The organism is Pseudomonas sp. Irchel 3E19, from assembly GCF_900187585.1.
Taxonomy (GTDB): domain Bacteria; phylum Pseudomonadota; class Gammaproteobacteria; order Pseudomonadales; family Pseudomonadaceae; genus Aquipseudomonas; species Aquipseudomonas baetica.
Genome location: NZ_FYDT01000040.1, coordinates 1 through 17159, shown reverse-complemented (window position 1 = coordinate 17159; position 17159 = coordinate 1). Strand labels below are relative to the sequence as shown.

Sequence of the window (17159 nt, the reverse complement as noted above, 5' to 3'; positions counted from 1 at the left end):
GGGGTTGCGCGGGCATCAGATAACGCCTTCTTCAACGGTGTGCGGGGTGGGTAGGCGTTCGAGGGTCTGCGCCACTTCCAGCAGACTGGCGGCACCGAACAACTGGCCCATGGGCAGTTCCACGCCCAGACGGCTGCGCAGCATTTCGAGAAAACGCGTGGCCAGCAGGCTGTCGCCGCCCAGGCGGAAAAAGTTGTCGTGGCGCGAGACGCTCGGCACCTTGAGCAAGTGCTGCCAGAGCTCGGCGATCACCTGTTCGCCGGCGCTCAGTGGTTGCTCATCCATCGCGTCCCGTGGCTGGGCAGCGGCGCTCAAGGGAGCGAGCAGCGCACGGCGGTCGACCTTGCCATTGCTGCTCAAGGGCAGGCGTTCCAGCACCAGGATCTGTTCCGGGCGCATGTAGGCCGGCAGGCACTGCTCCAGATGCTGTGCGAGCACCTCGACGCAGGTGCTGGCCGTAACGGCGGCCATCAGTCGGTGGTCGGCGACCAGCGCCACGGCGCTGTTCACACAGGGGTGACGCGCCAGGGCGGCTTCGATTTCGCCCAGTTCGATGCGATGGCCACGGACCTTCACCTGGCTGTCGGCGCGCCCGAGAAACTCCAACAGGCCATCGGGGTGGTAGCGACCAAGGTCTCCGGTGCGGTACCAACCGTCGACAAAGCGCTCGGCATTCAACTGCGGCGCGTGGCGATAACCACGCGCGACGCCGGCACCGCCGATCCACAGTTCCCCCGTGACCCAGTCGGGGCAGTCACGGCCTAAAGCATCGACCACCCGGTAGGCCTGGTTGGCCAGCGGCACGCCGTAGGGGATCGAACGCCAGCCCGGCATTGCCTGGCGTACTTCAAAGTGATTCGACCAGATCGCCGCTTCGGTCGCGCCGCCGAGGGCGATAAAGCGGCAACCGTGGGCCTGCTCTTGCAGGCGTTGCGGCAGATCAAGGCCGATCCAGTCGCCGGACAGCAGAGCGACCCTTAGGTCCAGGGGCTGGCGGTCTTGAGCGTTGGCTTCCAGCAGCATGTCGAGCAGCGCCGGCACGCTGTTCCACAGGGTCACGCGGTGCTGTTGCAATGCCTTGAGCCAGGCGCGGGCATCGCGGCGCTGGTCTTCGTCGATCAGCACCACCGCGGCGCCCACCGAGAGCAGGCCGAACAGGTCGTACACCGACAAGTCGAAGTCCAGCGCCGATAGGGCCAGGCCCCGGTCGCTGGCTTGGACGCCATAACAGCGGTTGATCTCGGCCACGGTATTCATCGCCGCGCGGTGGGTGATTTCCACGCCCTTGGGCTGGCCGGTGGAGCCGGAGGTGTAGATCACATAGGCCAGTTCACCCGCTGAGAGCGGCGGTGGCGCCGCCAGCGGTTCGGCCTTCAACGCGGTGGAGGGCTTGAGGTGTTTGACGCCGGGCAGTTGCGGGTCGTGCTCGGCGAGCATCACGGTCACACCGGCCTGTTGCAGGATGCGCTGGCAGCGCTGCAACGGCTGATCGACACCCACCGGCAAGTAGGCGGCGCCGGCCGCCAGAATGCCCAGCACACAGGCGACCTGCTGCGGCCCCTTGGCCAGGGACACGGCCACCAGGTCGCCGGGTGCGACACCTGCGTCCATCAGGCTGTGGGCGATACGCAGCGCGTGGTCGGCCAGTTCGCCGTACTTCAGCGTGCCGTGTTCACCCCATAACAAGGCGGGGCGCTGCGGAGCATGACGCGCCTGCTCAAAGAAACCCTGGTGCAGCGTCGGGTCGCCCGGCACGCAGTCGACCGGGGCGTTGAGTTGAGCGCGCCGTTGTGCTTGGGCCTGGGGCAGCAGGTCGGGTGGCGCGCTGTCCCAGGCGTGCTCGGCCAACCAATTGAGGCTCTGCAGGTAAGCGTCGAACATCGCTTCAACCAGACCTTCGGGAAACAGGCCGACCACACGGTCCCAGTTAAGGGCAATGCCACCGTTGGCTTCGACGACCTGGTGGTCGAGCCACACTTGCGGGGTTTGTGTCAGGCCGAAAACCTGGTGGGCAAACGGGCCGTCCACCGGCGCCGCCGTGCCATCCGGCACACCCAGGGCGCTGGTGAACACCACCGGCATGCTCACCTGTTGTTCGCCATTGCCCCGGGCCAGCTGACGCAGCAGGCTGACCGAACCCACGCAGCGATGCTCCAACGCCTCGCCCAGGGAGTGTTGCGTACGCCGTGCACGGTCAACCCAACGCTCACCCGCCACGGGCACATACCCGAGCAGGGTCAGCGATGTGAAGTCGCCCATTACCTGGTCGATCTGAGGGTGCATGGGGCGGCGATCGAACAGTGTGAGGTTGAGGCTCAGGTCTGGGCGTGCACTCCAGCGGCCGAGGGTTTCGGCAAAAGCGCAGAGCAGTACCGCCGAGGCGGTGAGCCCCTGTTGCTGGGCCTTGGACAGGATCGCTTGCCAGGCGCTGGCATCGATCTGCCCTTGCAGGCGTTCAAAGCGTGGTCGGCCCAGGCTGGCGGGGTCGGCGGCCAGCGGCAACTGCGGATGGGGCGGTAATTCGGGCAGGCGTTCCTGCCAGAAGCGCTGCGCGGCGTGCAGCTCTTCAGGTGCCGGGGCGCACTGCAATTGGTAATCGCGAAACGACAGGTCCAACGGGGCCAGCGCAATGCCGGGCTCGCGGTACAACGCATCGAGTTCGGCGTAGAAACGCAGGATGCTCAGGGCATCGAGGATCAAATTGTCCAGGCTGATCGCCAGGCGTGTGTGCCGGCCGTGGGTCACCGTTTGCATATCGAACAGCGGCCATTGGTGAGGGGCGAACACGCGATGGGCACAGTGTTCGCGCAGGTCGTCCAGGCTGGCGTGGCCCTGGCCGATCACGAAGGCTGGCACTTGTTGCAGGATGCGCGCCTGGCCATTGTGGTCGAACACAGCGCGCAGCATTTCGTGGCGTTCGATCAAGCGCTGCAACGCGTGTTGCAGGCGCGGCAGGTCAAGGTCCTCGACGTCGTATTCACGGTAGAAGTGGCAACTCACACCCCCCAGCACGAGGCTGGGGTCGCGGCCTAGCCAATAGGCCTGCTGCACCTCAGTCATCGGGAAGGGCGCGTGGCGTTGCGCCAGGTCTGCAACAACGGTGTGTGCGGGTTCGGCCTGTGCCTGTTGATGCAGGTCGACACAAAACTGCGCCAGCACCGGCTTGGCAAACACCTGGGCGATGCGTGCACCGCCCAGCCCTTGTTCGGCGAGCAGGCGCACCAGGCGGGTGGCGCTCAGGGAGTCGCCGCCCAGGGCAAAGAAGCTGTGTTCGCGGCACACCTCACCACAGCCAAGCAACTGCTGCCAGGCGCGGGCCACCTGCTGTTCGATGACGCCGCAGGGCGCCGTCAGGTTTGCCTGCTGCACCGGACTATGCTGGACGAGCCACGCGTGCAAGGCCTTGCGGTCGACCTTGCCGTTGCCGGTCAAGGGCAGCTGCGCGCAGCCGAGGATGAGCGAGGGAATCATATACGCCGGCAGGCGCTCGGCCAGGCCCGGCAGGTCGATCTGCACAGGCTGCACGGCGCCGTGCGCCAGACGGACCACCGCCGCCAATTGCTGGCCGGCCAGCAATACGACAGCGTGCTCCACGCCTGGGCAGGCCAGCAGTGCCTGCTCGACTTCGCCGGCCTCGATGCGGTAGCCATGCAGCTTGAGTTGGAAGTCACTACGCCCGAGGAACTCCACAGTGCCGTCGGGGTGGTAGCGCGCCCGGTCGCCGGTGCGGTACCAGCGCAGGCCTTGATAGTCGACAAAACGTTCGGCGCTGCGCACGCGGTCGCCGCGATAACCCTGGGCCACCCCGGCGCCGCCGATCCACAGCTCCCCGGCCACCCAGTCCGGGCAGTCATGGCCCTGGTGGTCGACGATGCGCAGGCTGACGTTGTCCAGCGGTTTGCCGTAGGGCAGGCAGTGCCAAGCCAATGGCTGGCCGGGGAGGGCTTCGAACAGCGTCGAGTGGATCGCCGCTTCGGTAGCGCCGCCCAAGGCCATGAAGCGACAGCCCGGCGCCTGGGCCCACAACCGTGGCGCCAGGTCCGGGGCGACTTTGTCACCGCCGAGCAACACCGCACGCAGCGGCAGGCGAGCGTCGGCCGGGGCGCAACCGAGCAACATGTCCAGCAACGCCGGCACGCAGTTGAGCACGCTGGCGCGGTGCTGCAAGGCCAGTTCACGCCAGCGCGGGGCATCGCGCTGCGCTTCGGGCTCGATGCCAATCACCGCCGCGCCGGTGGACAGCGCAGCAAACAGGTCGAACACCGACAGGTCGAACTCCAGCGCAGAGAGCGCGAGGATGCGGTCATCGGCGGTCAGTTGGAGGCGTCGTTGCAGGTCGTCCACGGTGTTGGCGGCGGCCAGGTGGCTGATTTCCACGCCCTTGGGTTCGCCAGTGGAACCGGAGGTGTAGAGGATGTAGGCCAGGTCGCTGACCGCACCGGGCCGGGGCGCGTCCAGCGCGGGGCCCGCAGGTGGCAGGGCCTTGAGCAGCAACCGCGCACCTGAGCTTTCGCAGATTTTCTGGCAGCGTGCGTCGGGCTGGTCTATGCCGATGGGCAGGTACGTGGCGCTGCAGGCGAGGATCCCCAGTACCGCGATAACTTGCTCGGGGCCCTTGGGCAGTTGCAGCGCCACGACATCGCCGCGCTGGATACCTTGGTCTTCCAGGTACGCTGCAACTTGCAGGGCCCGCTCGGCCAGCTCGCCATAACCGATGACAGAATGGTTGCCCTGCAGCAGCGCGGGCAAGCTGGGCGTCAGGCGTGCCTGGGCAAAAAATGCCTCATGCAGGCGCTTGACGGGCAGGGCAGCAGGCTGGCCTTGCACGGTTTGGCGCAGGGCCAGTTGCTCGGCGGGGATCAGCGCAGACGGCGCCTGATGCCAGGCGTCCGGGTCAAAACACAGGCGTTGCAACAGGTCGGTATAGGCCTTGAACATACCATCCAGCACACCGTCGGCGAACAGCCCTTCACGTGCATCGAGGTTGACCAGGATGCCGCCGTCCAGCTCGGTGACTTGCGCATCGAGCCACACCTGCGGGCCCTGGGAAATGATCCACGCCGGTTGGCCGAAACTCGCCTGCACGCCCTCGGCGATCAGCTCACCCAGGCCCAGTGCGCTGGTGTATACAACGGGAGCCAGCACTTGTTCACCGCGTTGGCGGGACAGTTCACGCAACACCTCCAGGCCGGAAAACGCACTGTGTGCGACATCGCTGTGGAAGCGGCGTTGCAGGGTGGTGGCGCGTGCGGCAAACGTGCCGGCGACCCGGCCGTCCCAGGCCAGCAGGATCGACGAAGTGAAATCCCCGACCAGGCGATCGACGTCGGCATGCAGCGGCGTGCGGTTGAATAGCGGTAGGTTGAGCAGCAACTCGGGTGTATCGCACCAAGCACCAAGAGCTTCACTGAACACCGCCGCCAACGCCATGGCCGGCGTGAGCCCGTGCTCCCGCGCCTGGCGTTCGAATGCCTGGCGTTCTGACGGCGGCAGCCAATGGTGACGGCGGCAGACCTGGCGGTCATCGCCCTGGGCCTTGATCGGCAGGCTCGGCGCACCTGGCAATTGATCGAGGCGCTGCAACCAGTAGTCGCGCGCCTGTTGGTGACGATCCCGCTGCTCGGCGCTGGCCTGTTCCTGGCGCAGGTCAGCCAGGTAGCGGGCAAAGGTGTAGTCCAGCGCGGGCAGGGGATGTTGGCGGTACAACAGCACCAGGTCGCCGAGCAGGGTGCGCAGGCTCAAGGCATCGGCGGCGAGCATGTCGAGGTTCAGGTGCAGGCGGGTGCCGTCGGGCAACAACGACAGCTGGATATCCAGCACCTGGCCTTGTTCCACGGCCAACTTGCGATGGGACAGCTCGGCTCGCAAGGCTGCCAGCCGTTGTTGCACCTGTTCGGCGCCGGCCTGGCGCAGGTCATGCACCGTGAGCCCCGGCCACGGGCTGTGCGCGAGGACCTGCTGGCGGCCGTCATCGAGAAACTGCGCCCGTAACATCGGGTGCCGCGCGAGCAGGGCACGCACGGCGGCTTCCAACCGTATCGGGTCAACGTCGTGGCCATCGAACTCGTTATAGAAGTGTGCTGCCACGCCACCCAGCGCTTGGCCAGGGGCGCGACCGATCCAGTAAGCGTGCTGCATCGGCGCCAGTTCGAACGGCAGCCCGTCATCGGTGGCGGTGCTGACCGGCGCGGGGGCCGTGGGGGCGGTGTCAAGCAGGGCCAGCCAGCTACATAGGCGCGGGTCCGCCACCAAGTCGGCGAAACGCGCGGCCAGGCCCTGGCGCCGCCATTGGCCGGCAAGACGGATCAGGGTGACGGAGTCCAGGCCCCATTCGATCAGGTTGGCCTCCAGTGGCACCTGGTCGGCGGGCAGTCCAAGTGCGTCGGACAGGGATTGGCGCAGCAGTGTTGCGGTTGAGGTGCTGGGAGTGGCCATGGCTCAACGTCTTCTCATCGCTAGGGCCCGGGCCGGGGTTGGCCCAGGCGCTGGGGGCAGGCAAATGCATGGGGGAGATGCTAGTCATTCTCATTTTGGCGACTACCCGGATCGAATCGTTTTTGCCCCGTATCCGTTTGCCCAGTGCCGATTGCACGGGCGCAGTTGCGGGACATGACGCCGATACGCCGCGCGATGCGGTTGGAAAATGACTTGAATCGGGTAGAGCCCGGCCCACGGCCTTGACTACCGTCGCTCGCCGCCCTCTTGCAGGGCCTCTTCATGGAGTTGCGGATGTCTGTCGATTCGGGTTTACAAGTGCGCGGCCTGCGCAAGCGCTACAACAATGGCGTCGAAGCGCTGCGCGGCGTGGACCTGAGTGTTGGCCCCGGTATGTATGGCTTGCTCGGTCCCAACGGCGCCGGCAAGAGCAGCCTGATGCGCACCCTGGCGACCCTGCAACTGCCGGACGCCGGCAGCATCCACCTGGACGGCGTGGACGTTCTGCGCGGCCCCGATCATCTGCGTCGCCGCCTGGGTTACCTGCCGCAGCAACTGGGCGCGTACCCCGGCGTGAGTGCGCGGGATTTGCTCGACCGGTTCGCCTGGCTCAAGGGCCGTACCGACAACCGCCAGCGCCGCGAGGAAATCGAGGCCCTGATGGATAAGGTCAACTTGCAGCAGGCGGCCCACCGTGCGTTGGCGACCTATTCGGGCGGCATGTTGCGCCGGTTCGGTATCGCCATGGCACTGGTGGGGTCGCCGCGCTTAGTGATCGTCGATGAGCCCACGGCGGGCCTCGACCCGGCCGAACGCAACCGTTTTCATCGGGTGCTGGCGGATGTCGCCGCCGAATCCATCGTGCTGCTCTCGACCCATATCGTCGAAGACGTCGAGAACCTGTGCAGCCGCCTGGCGGTGTTGGCCGGCGGGCAGATTATTGTCGAAGGTCGCCCGGCCGACTTGCTCGCTGCCGAACAGGGCCGCTTGTGGGAAGCGCCGTTCAGCCGTGGTGAATCGTTGCCCGAAGCGTTGCATGTGGCCGCCAGCCCGCAAGGCAGTCGCGTGATCGTGCACGGCGAGCGTCCAGCAGACCCGCGTTTCAGCCCCCACGCGCCGCGCCTGGAGGATATCTATTACCTGGCGCTGGCCCAGGCCGGCGAGGCGGTGGAGGCATGAATACCTTCGCCTTGCTGTTGCGTGAAGCCTGGGTGGAAGTCCGCGCGGGGCTGCGCAGTGGCATTCCCTTGTTGGTGTTTCTTGGCCTCACCGGCTACCTGCTGATGTCCCTGACGAATGCCGACTACGTGCAGAAAATGGGTGCCAGCGACATCGCCCGCAATGCACCCAGCCTGATTTACCTGATGTCGTGCGGTTGCATGTTCTTCCTGTTTTTTGCCTGGGCCTGGGTGTTTGCGCAGCCGGCCCTGCGCGACCGCAAGGCGCAGTTGGAAGAGGTGCTGCTGGCCTTGCCGCTGTCGCTGCCGGCGCTGCTGTGGGGGCGTTTTATCGGCGCGGCGCTGGTGGGCGGGTTACTCGCCAGTGCGTTGATTATCGGCTTCCTGGTCAGCCCGGTATTGGGCTGGCTCGGCTGGGTACCAGCGGCCAGTATCGGTGCGCCGGTCTGGTCGGCGTTGGCCTTTGCCTGGGTCGCCTTGCTGTTGCCGGTGAGTACTGGAATCGGTGCGTTGTATTACCTGCTGGCGTTGCGCAGCCGTGGCCTGGCTGCGCCCTTTGCCCTGGCGACGGTATTGATGCTGCTGTGGATGTTTGCGGTGGTCGTACTCAAGGGCGGGCATATCAACCCGCTGTTGGCGGCCAGCCTGGACCCGTCGCTATTTACCTTTGCCCAGGCCCAGGTCGAAACCTGGAGCACTGCGCAGAAGTCGCAGTCGCTGCTGGCGCTGACGCCAGGGTTCTGGCTCAACCGCGCGTTGTGGTGTGTGTTGCCGCTGCTGGTACTGGCCGTGGTGTTGGCGCGCACCACGCGCCAGGGCCTGATGGGCCGGCGCAGCGGTGCGGTGCTGGCGGAACCGCCTATGCTGCGCAGCCGTGACGTGCAATTGCCGGGTCCGTTGACGGCCAGTCGTTGGACGCACGCCTTGTGGCATGAAGCGCGCTGGCAGGTACGCCAGTTGTTTGCACGGCGGATCTGGTGGGTGGCGCTCGGCTTGCTGCTGGTGATGGGCGTGCTCAGTGGTTTTGTCCACGGCGTGTGGCATGCGCGCGGACCGATGGTGCCACGGGCGGATCTGACCCTGCCGCTCTTGTCGAGCGCGTTGTTTCTGGTGATCGCCTTTATTATCGCGGCGCTGGTGGGCTTGGTGTGTCGGCGTGATGACGTCGAAGGCCTCGGCGCGATGTTGCAGGCGACCCCCGCACCGACCTGGCTGCGATTGTTCGGCCGTACGGCCTGTGTGTTGTTGGCGACCCTGACCTTGGCGCTGGTGCCAGGCATTGCCAGCCTGCTGATCAGCGCCATCGCTGCGTCCGACAGCCTGGCGCCGGGCTTTGTACTGGTCTACCAAGCGCTGGTGTTCGCGCCGCCGCTGCTGGAACTGGCCGCGCTGACGGTGCTGGTGCACGCGTTGATTCGCCGCTCGGGACTCGCCTACGCCACGTCGATGCTGCTGACGTTTTTCCTGGTGCTCAACCACGAATTGGGGCTGGTCAGCTACCCCGCCTATGCGATGGGGATACCGGCGCATGTGGCGTTGTCGCAACTCGCCGGCTGGGCGCCTTGGTTACCGTATCTGGGCACTCTGGCAGGCTGGAAACTCGCAGGTTGCGCGGTGATGGTCGGCGTGGCGGCACTGGCGCTGCCACGCGGTCCCGAGCGCCGCCGTTTCGCTGACGTGGGCCAGCCGTTGCCGCTTGCCGTGTTAGCCCTTGGCGCCTTGGGTTTGCTGGGCTGTGGCGTGGCTTTGCAGCATTATTGGGTGGAGCAGGGCGACTACCAATCGGTGGCCGAAGGGCGTGCCGAGCGCGCCGCCTGGGAACAGCGCTGGGTGGCCAACGCGGCTGCCTGGCAGGTGGCGGGTGGGCGCGTGCAGATGCGCGTGGATTCCGCTGCGCGTCAGGTTGAGGGCCAGTGGACGCTGGACGCCGTGGTCGCCAGTCAACTGGATGCCGAGTTGCCGCCAGGCATGCAGGTGACGGCGGTGAGCGTGATGGGGCAACCGGTCACGTTCGAACAGGCGACCGAGCACCTGCGCGTGCCCCTGGCACCTTGTGCGACGAACGCCTGTAATGTGGAATTGAACTGGACTGTCAGCGCCAACGGCTGGTCGTCGGAAGGCGAAGCGTTCTGGTTGGGGCCGCACGGCGTGTGGCTGGAAGCGCGCCGTGTTATGCCGCGCCTGGGGCTGGACAGCGAGCGGCTGCTGCGTGCGCCGGTGCAACGCAGCGAGGTCGGTTTGGCAGCCGACGTGCCCACCTTGGCGGCAGGTTCCGCCGTCGCCGTGGAGGCCATCGCGCCGGCGGGCGACTGGCAATGGCACGTTGAGATTGATGGACAGGACTTCAACGGTCACAGCACGGCGCCTTTGGATTTTGCCTACAGCTTGCAGGCAAAGGCGGATGCCAGCCGCCAGCAAACGGCTGTTGAAGTGCGCGAAGACCTGGTCCTGATGAGCGCCTGTGTGGCGCGACGCCTGGGCAGTGGCCCGGTGGTGGAGGGCGTGAGCCATTGGCCGACCGGCATGGGCGAGAGCCGCTTGAGCCACGGTCAGCTGTTGCTCGCCCAATCGCCGGATTGGGACGTGGCCGCGACCGGCGTCGGGCGTTCGGCACGCCGTGCGCATATTGCCGAGTTGCTTGCCCGCCGGGTGTTGATTGACGCCAGCGACCTGCGGCAGGTGCCGGGTTACCTGTGGTTGAGCCAGGGCGTGGCGGGCGCGATCGGCTTGCTGTGTGTGGCGGATGTAGACGGTCCTGAGGCGCGCGCGGTACTGGTGAAACTCATGGCCGATGACCTGACCCGCGCGCTGGGCAATGACGGCGAACCCGTCGGCACCCTGGCTGATGCCCGCGAGCATGGCTGGGCCGCCACCTATGCAGCGCTGGCGAGCCTGGCATGGACCGCCGAACAAAGCCCCGAACAACTGACGGCAATGACCGCCGCCATCCGAAACGGCCAGGGATGGCCGGCTGCGATCCAGCCCTTGTTGGGCGCGCCTGATCCTGACGCGATTGCCGCTGCGCTTGAGCGCTGGGGCCCTGCGCAATGAATTTGAACCATCCCTGCCTTTTGGAGCGTTGTCATGTCATCTGCACTGTTAATCCAACCGCTGCGCCGTCCCCTCGGCTGGCGGGCCAACGTCTTGACCCAGACCATGGCGCTGGGCTTGTCCAGCCAGATGTGCACGGCCTATGCCGCTGACTATCAGCCGCAGGCCCCTGCGGAGGCCATCGAACTGGCACCGCTGACGGTCAGCGCGCGGTTGAGCCAGGAGAGTGCCAAGGACATTCCCTTTGGTCTCTCGGTGATTGATGGGAAAACCCTGGAGACCCGGCGCCTGCGCACCCTGGAAGACGCGCTGCGCACCACGCCGGGGGTGGATGTGAACTCGTGGGGCGGCGCCAATGACGCCAATGTGCGTATTCGTGGGGTCGGGTCGCTGAACCAGATGAGCATGGATGACGGCTCGGTGGTGTTGAATGTGGACGGCGTGCCGATGTCCGTGCGCAATGCGGCGTTGGCCACGCTCGACGTGCAGCAAGTGGAGGTGCTCAAGGGCCCTCAGGGTACATTGCTGGGGCGCAACAGCGAGGCGGGCGCAATCAACGTCACCACCCGCAAACCGACGCGCGAGCTGGAGGGGTATGTGCGTGGCGAAGTCGGCAACCAGGGCCAGTTCATGACCGAGGGCGCCGTGGGTGGGCCGTTGACCGACTCGCTGGCCGGGCGTATCGCGGTGCGTCGCAGCGGCTTTGATAACTGGGTCGATGACCAACAGGACGGCGACCCGCTGACCAAACCCCGGGACCTGGCCCTGCGCGGCAGCCTGCTATGGGACAACGACCAGGGTACCACCGGCCTATTGACTGCCGAGCGCCAGCGCGCCGAGCACTATGCGGGCCTGGAACTGTTACGTCCGTTTGGCAATCGCCCGAGCCTGGACTACACGCCAGGTACCTTTGATGGCAACCAGAAGACCAACGAGCGTTACTCCTTCGAACTCAATCACGACCTGGCGCAATCACGCATCACCTCGATCAGCGCCTACACCAGCACCGACTTCAATGCGGTCAAGGGCTACGATCGCAACATCACGCGGGCGTTGTACGGTTCCCCGTTCGAATACCTGATCGAAGACTCGGCCCATGAGCGCGTGTGGAGCCAGGATCTGCGCCTGGGATCACTGGCGGATGCCGATATGTTTTGGGTGACAGGACTCAACCTGTCGCGTTCCGAGCGCAGTTTCGATTCCAACAACTTCACCAATGGCGCACAGCAGATGCGCGACTTCAGCACCAACAGCTACGCGGTCTATGGTGAAGTGACGTACCCGATTGCCGAAGACTGGAAACTCACCACCGGCCTGCGCCACACTTGGGACCGCAAGACCTATGGTGCCGATTATTCCAGTGGCGGTGCGCAGGTCAGTGACAGCCGGCGTTTGCAGGACAACTACAGCACCGGGCGCGTCGCGCTGAGCTATGCGCTGACGCCGCAGACCAATGTGTATGCGGTGCTGTCACGGGGCTATAAGTCAGCGGGGTTCAACGACTACGCCACGTCGATCAAGGACAGCGAGCCCTACAAGGCCGCCAAGGTGAATTCCGCCGAGTTGGGCTTCAAACATGAAAGCGCCGGGGGCGACCTGAGCCTGGAGGGGGCGCTGTTTATCACCCGCGTGCAGGACGACCACCTGCTGGGCTACGACTTCAACACCCTGGCGGTCAGCGCGGTGAATGCCGACACCCGCAGCAAGGGCGCCGAGCTGTCGACCACTTGGCACGTCACCGATGAACTGACCTTGGGCAGTGCCGTGAGCTACACCAATGCGGTAGTGACGTCGGATGCGCCGGGTGTGTCCGGCGGTGACGTGGCAGCGGGCAGTCGCGTGCCGGATGTGCCGCTGTGGAGCGGCAACTTCAGCGTCGCCTGGCAAAAGAACCTGGGGGCCTTGCTCGGGTTGCCGGCGCCACGCCTGAACACCTTGCTCAATTACCGCGTACAGAAAAACCGCCCGGCCGACCCGCAGAACCACTACGACCTCAAGGGCTACGCCAAGCTGGACCTGCACCTGGGGCTGGAGAGTGGCGGCTCGGAGGTCTACCTGTGGGGCGACAACCTGCTGGATGCGCGCTACGACCTGTACGGCTCGTACTCCACCGACCAGGTACTGACTGGCATGCCGGGGCGGGGGCGTTCGGCGGGCGTGGGGTATAGCTACCAGTTCTGAACTCCAGTTGTGGCCATCTCCTGCAAGCTGGCTCCTACAAGCCGGCTTGCCGGCGACGGGGGCGGTCAGAACTGATAGGTGTAGCCCACGCCCAAGGTACGGCGGCGTGCCGGTGCACCGTAGGCCACCGGGTCACTGTAGAAACCGTAGGTGTCGTAGGTCTGGTTCAGCAGGTTGTCGGCGAAGGCATAGACTTCGCCGAACTTGCTTTCCAGGCCCGCGCGCAGGTCGAGTTTCTCGTAGTTGTCCAGGTTGAAGTGGTTTTGCGGGTCGGCCGCGCGCTCGCCCACCAAGTGGTAGTTCAGGCTGGTGTTGAGGGTGGTTTCACCGAGGCTGGCGATGGTGCCCAGTGGGTGTTTCCAGCTGGCGTTGAAGTTGCCGCTCCAGCGCGGGACATCTGGGGTGCGGTTGCCGGCGGCGACGTCACCGGCCTGGATGCCTTGCACGCCGCTGGTGATCTTGGCATCGAGGTAGGTGGCGCTGGCGGCCAGGGTCAGGCCGTAATCGAAGCGCCAACTGCCTTCCAGTTCGGCACCACGGGTGCGGGTGTCGGCGTTGAAGGCATTGGTGGCGAAGGTTGCTGCGTCGTAGCCGAGGAGGTGATCGTCGTGTACCCGGGCGAAGAACAGTGTACCGTTGACGCTGCCGCGACGGTCTTCGGTTTCACTCTTGAAGCCCAGTTCTGCGGCTTTACTGACAGCGGCCTTGTAGGGTTCGCTGTCGGTGACCTGCGAGGCATAGTCATTGAAACCACCGGATTTATAGCCCCGCGCGAGTTGCACGTAGACGTTGGTTTGCGGCGTGAGCGCGTAGCTCAGGGCAACGCGGCCGGTGCCATAGTCGTCGGTCAGCTTGCGGGCGTCTTGCACCGCACTGCTGCCAGAGAAGTACTGACCGTCGTAGGTCTTGCGGTCCCAGGAGTGGCGATAGCCGGTGGTGAGTTTCAGGCGCTCGGTGAGGGGGACGGTGACTTCGCCGTAGCCGGCGTAGGTGGTGGTGGTAAAGTCACGGTATTTGGCGCCGGAGGTGCCGTAGGTGTTGCGTGGCGTGTCGTAGCTGCGCTCGTTGCGGCTGGCGGCGAGGCCCGCTACCCAGAACACCTCGGAGTCGGGCAGCGAGCTCAGGTGCAGGTCCTGGCTCAAGCTGCGCTCGAAGGATTTGTCCACCACCCAGAATTCGCTAGGGGTTCCGTACAGGGCGCCCATGAGTTTGCTGTCGTAGGCGATCAGGCCTTCGAAGTCGGCGGTGGACGTGGCGGTGGTGGAGGTCAGGCGACTGTTGGCGAAGTCGTGATCGACCTTGAGCGTATAGCGCTCGGTGGTCTTGTAGTTGTCGTCGAACAGGCCTGGCGTCAGGTCCAGGCTGGGGTCGCTGCCGTAAGGGCGCAACACCAGCGAGTTGGTGGCGCGCTCGGTTTTCTGGCGTTCGGCGCTGACCAACACATGGGTGTCATCGTTAAGGTCCCAGAGCAGGCTGCCTCGGTAAGCTCCGTTACGTGGCTTGGTGATGGGGTGGTTAGTCTGGTCGTTGTCGATCCAGCTGTCATAGCCGGCACGACGCACAGCCAGGCGACCGCTGAGGCTCTCGCTGATCGGCCCGCCGATGGCGCCTTCGGTGAGGAACTGGCCTTCTTGGCCGACTTCGCCACGCACATAACCCTCAAGGTCGCGGGTCGGTTGGCGCGTGGTGATATTCACCGCGCCCGCTTGGCCAATCGCACCGGACAACGTGCCCTGAGGCCCCTTGAGCACTTCAATGCGCTCGACGTCGAGGGTGCCGAAGCCGAGGCTGCGCGACGACACTGGCACGCCATCGATATTGAACGCCACGGAGCTGTCATCCATCGACATCTGGTACAGCGAGCCAACGCCACGGATCAGCACGTTGAAGTCATTCGGGCCTCCGGAGGAGTTGACGCTCACGCCGGACGTGTTGCGCAGCGCGCTTTCCAGCGTGTCGAGGCGCTGGGTGCGCAGTTGCTCGCCGCTGATCACGCTGAGGCTGATGGGCACTTCCTTCGGGTCTTCCTGCTCCATGCGCGCAGTCACCGTCGAGGCCGGCAGTTGCACGGGCTCGCTGGTGGCGGCGGCGAGCGCCGAATTGGCCAGTGTCAAACTCATGGCTATTGTTATAGTGTTACGTTTATAGCAAGATTGGCGGGTAGCCGTCGTGTTGCATCGTGCAGACATGATGGGACCTTGACTGAAGATTCTGATCGGCGCGCGTTGCGGGGTGGCAGCGGCGATTTGGCGGAGCCTGTGCAGTGCGCCAGATGCTAATAGTTATCAATTGCACGCCTCTACCCCGATGTGATCTGATTCGAGCCTTATCCGGTCAGCCAGGAGATTTACGATGTCAGCCGTTCAAGGAGGCGCAGGGGAGCCGATGCGGGTCTCGCGAATCATTACGGGAGGATATGGAAGCGACCTCGGGCCAGGTGCGCACTGTCGCGTCACCCGCGTGTCGCTGCAGGACGGGCTGGACATCGTGCGGTGGCAAAGCACGTTCGAACAGCCGATCGAATTACCCTTGCAGGACGACAGCGATTGCATCCATTTCAGTTTCACCAACCTGCTCAAGGGCAAGGCCTCGTGCAGCTTTCAAGAGGGGCGTCGGCAACGGCGCTATGCGATTGACGAGGGCGCCGGCAGCATCAGCTTTGGTCGTTGCCGCCATGGTCTTTATCACCAGCACGGCGAGATCGATAACATCACTGTGATGATTCGTCCTGAAGTGCTTGAGCAGTGGGAGCTGAAACTCGACCCGCTGCTGAACAAAGCGTTGGCCTGTGACCATTGCTTTCTCGATGGCCATCGCAGTGGCGAAATGAGCGCGACTGCGCACCTGCTCGGCACCGCCATGGACCAGGGTGCCGGATTGCCCCCGTCCCAGCCGCGCAGCAGTCTGTGGCTTTACGGGCAAAGCGTCACCCTGGTGAGTCTGTTCTTGGAAGCACGCCAGGACGCCGAATGTACCTGTCGCGTCAGTAACACCGACCGCCAACGGCTTGTGCGTGCTCGTGATCGTCTGCTCGAGGACCTGGGCAAGGCGCCGAGCCTGTCGGAGCTGGCGCGTGAGTCCGGGTTGAGCCAGCCCAAGCTGACACGCGGGTTCCGCCAACTGTTCTTCAACAGCGTCTACGGCGTATTCCAGCAAGCACGGATGATCCAGGCGCGCAGCCGCTTGATGAGCGGCGATGAATCCGTGATGCGCATCGCCTCGGACCTGGGCTATGCCAACGCTAGCCATTTCGCCACGGCGTTTCGTAAGCAGTTCGGAATCAACCCCTCGGCTCTCAAGAACGGTGGGAGAGGCAAATCATTTGGTGTTAGTGCGTTGTAAACGAAGTTGAGCCTAAGAGATCCAGATACGTTTGACGCAGGCAGGTGCGCAGAAAATCTGACGGATGCCACAGTGAAATAGGCCATGATTGCCAAAGCCACTTGAACATGGAGGTTGGGAAGGCTGGTACTTTCACATGCTCGCAGCTGTCCAATATGAGTCTGCAACGAAAGAGTGTAACTGGCAATTATGCGCAGCCGGTGCTGCTTTCCATAGACCATGGAGGATAAATCTGATCTTTCAGAGGTGCTTTTTGAAGGTTGCTGCGGTGATTGTCATGGCTAAACCCAGCATGATCGCGCTAGGCAAAAAAAGAGGCTCAGTTCGCGGCAAGTGTTCGAATGGCAGAAAATGACCCGCCCCGAAACCCTCACCGACATCCAGCGCGCCGCCCGATTCTTCTACCTGCAGCACCATGCCTTCGCCGGCAAGGTCTCCGGTCAGACGTTCGGCACGGCGACGACTACCCCGGCCATCAACCTGCTGCGGATCGAGGAAAACCTCTCGGCCGCTTGGCAGCGCCTGTCCGGCACCTACGTCGAAAACCTTCCCTGGCTTGAATGCGCTGAACGCTACGACCGCGCCCATACCTTCCACTACATGGATCCGCCTTACTGGCAGACCGCCGGCTACGGAGTGGACTTTCCGTTCGAGAACTACGAGCGGATGGCCGACTTCATGCGCCGCTGCAAAGGCAAAGTGATGGTCAGCATCAACGACCAATACAACCTTTCCGGGTAATGCAGCGCTGTATCGGGCAATTACGACACCATGGTTGTGGCATGCCGCATATGCGTTGATCATTGCCGGCGAAGGGCTGACTGGCGTCTTGTTAATTTGGGGGGCAGCGCCTTGATTTCTGTTCGACTCGATCCTCGAAGCGAGAGCCCTGATACATGGATCAGACGTTTTTCCATTGGCGGTAAGTAGCTGCCTGCCCTCGATATATTCCATCACGGTCGACTAAATTCC

General features: G+C 64.5%; 6 protein-coding genes and 2 pseudogenes. 6 read left to right on the top strand and 2 right to left on the bottom strand.

Annotation, left to right across the window (positions count from 1 at the left end):
• Positions 1-15: 15 nt before the first annotated feature.
• A complete protein-coding gene (locus CKW18_RS21870) occupies positions 16-6435 on the bottom strand; it encodes a non-ribosomal peptide synthetase (RefSeq protein WP_095190708.1) in 6420 nt (2139 codons plus the stop codon).
• 294 nt (positions 6436-6729) lie between these two features.
• On the opposite strand from CKW18_RS21870, the gene CKW18_RS21865 reads away from it, so the two are divergent.
• The 3 genes from CKW18_RS21865 to CKW18_RS21855 are packed head-to-tail and all read left to right on the top strand — an operon-like array spanning position 6730 to position 12845.
• A complete protein-coding gene (locus CKW18_RS21865; protein ID WP_095190707.1) occupies positions 6730-7614 on the top strand; it encodes an ABC transporter ATP-binding protein in 885 nt (294 codons plus the stop codon).
• Positions 7611-10664, top strand: coding sequence for a hypothetical protein (locus CKW18_RS21860; protein WP_095190706.1), 3054 nt, complete (start codon positions 7611-7613; stop codon positions 10662-10664). The genes CKW18_RS21865 and CKW18_RS21860 overlap by 4 nt, the downstream gene beginning before the upstream one ends.
• A gap of 33 nt (positions 10665-10697) precedes the next feature.
• Positions 10698-12845 (top strand): TonB-dependent receptor, encoded by a 2148-nt coding sequence (locus CKW18_RS21855; RefSeq protein ID WP_095190705.1) that lies wholly within the window; start codon positions 10698-10700, stop codon positions 12843-12845.
• 65 nt (positions 12846-12910) lie between these two features.
• Here the strand turns inward: CKW18_RS21855 and CKW18_RS21850 are convergent, their stop codons facing one another.
• Positions 12911-14965, bottom strand: coding sequence for a TonB-dependent receptor (locus CKW18_RS21850; protein WP_095190704.1), 2055 nt, complete (start codon positions 14963-14965; stop codon positions 12911-12913).
• Between the two features lie 232 nt (positions 14966-15197).
• Here CKW18_RS21850 and CKW18_RS21845 point away from each other — a divergent pair, with 232 nt between their 5' ends.
• From CKW18_RS21845 to CKW18_RS21835, 3 genes and pseudogenes are all read left to right on the top strand, one after another.
• Positions 15198-16187 carry an AraC family transcriptional regulator gene (locus CKW18_RS21845; RefSeq protein ID WP_238156176.1) on the top strand — a complete coding sequence of 330 codons (990 nt, stop codon included), beginning with the start codon at positions 15198-15200 and terminating at the stop codon, positions 16185-16187.
• Between the two features lie 309 nt (positions 16188-16496).
• A pseudogene (locus CKW18_RS21840) lies at positions 16497-16907 on the top strand (DNA adenine methylase); the annotation flags it as partial.
• A 1-nt stretch (position 16908) separates the two neighbouring features.
• Positions 16909-17034 (top strand): annotated as a pseudogene (locus tag CKW18_RS21835) (DUF2165 family protein); the annotation flags it as partial.
• Positions 17035-17159 lie beyond the last annotated feature (125 nt).

What these genes read in the sequence shown, in the direction of transcription:
- CKW18_RS21870 (WP_095190708.1), bottom strand. Translation starts at nt 6,435, where the DNA reads ATGGCCACTCCCAGCACCTCAACCGCAACACTGCTGCGCCAATCCCTG.
- CKW18_RS21865 (WP_095190707.1), top strand. Translation starts at nt 6,730, where the DNA reads ATGTCTGTCGATTCGGGTTTACAAGTGCGCGGCCTGCGCAAGCGCTAC.
- CKW18_RS21860 (WP_095190706.1), top strand. Translation starts at nt 7,611, where the DNA reads ATGAATACCTTCGCCTTGCTGTTGCGTGAAGCCTGGGTGGAAGTCCGC.
- CKW18_RS21855 (WP_095190705.1), top strand. Translation starts at nt 10,698, where the DNA reads ATGTCATCTGCACTGTTAATCCAACCGCTGCGCCGTCCCCTCGGCTGG.
- CKW18_RS21850 (WP_095190704.1), bottom strand. Translation starts at nt 14,965, where the DNA reads ATGAGTTTGACACTGGCCAATTCGGCGCTCGCCGCCGCCACCAGCGAG.
- CKW18_RS21845 (WP_238156176.1), top strand. Translation starts at nt 15,198, where the DNA reads ATGTCAGCCGTTCAAGGAGGCGCAGGGGAGCCGATGCGGGTCTCGCGA.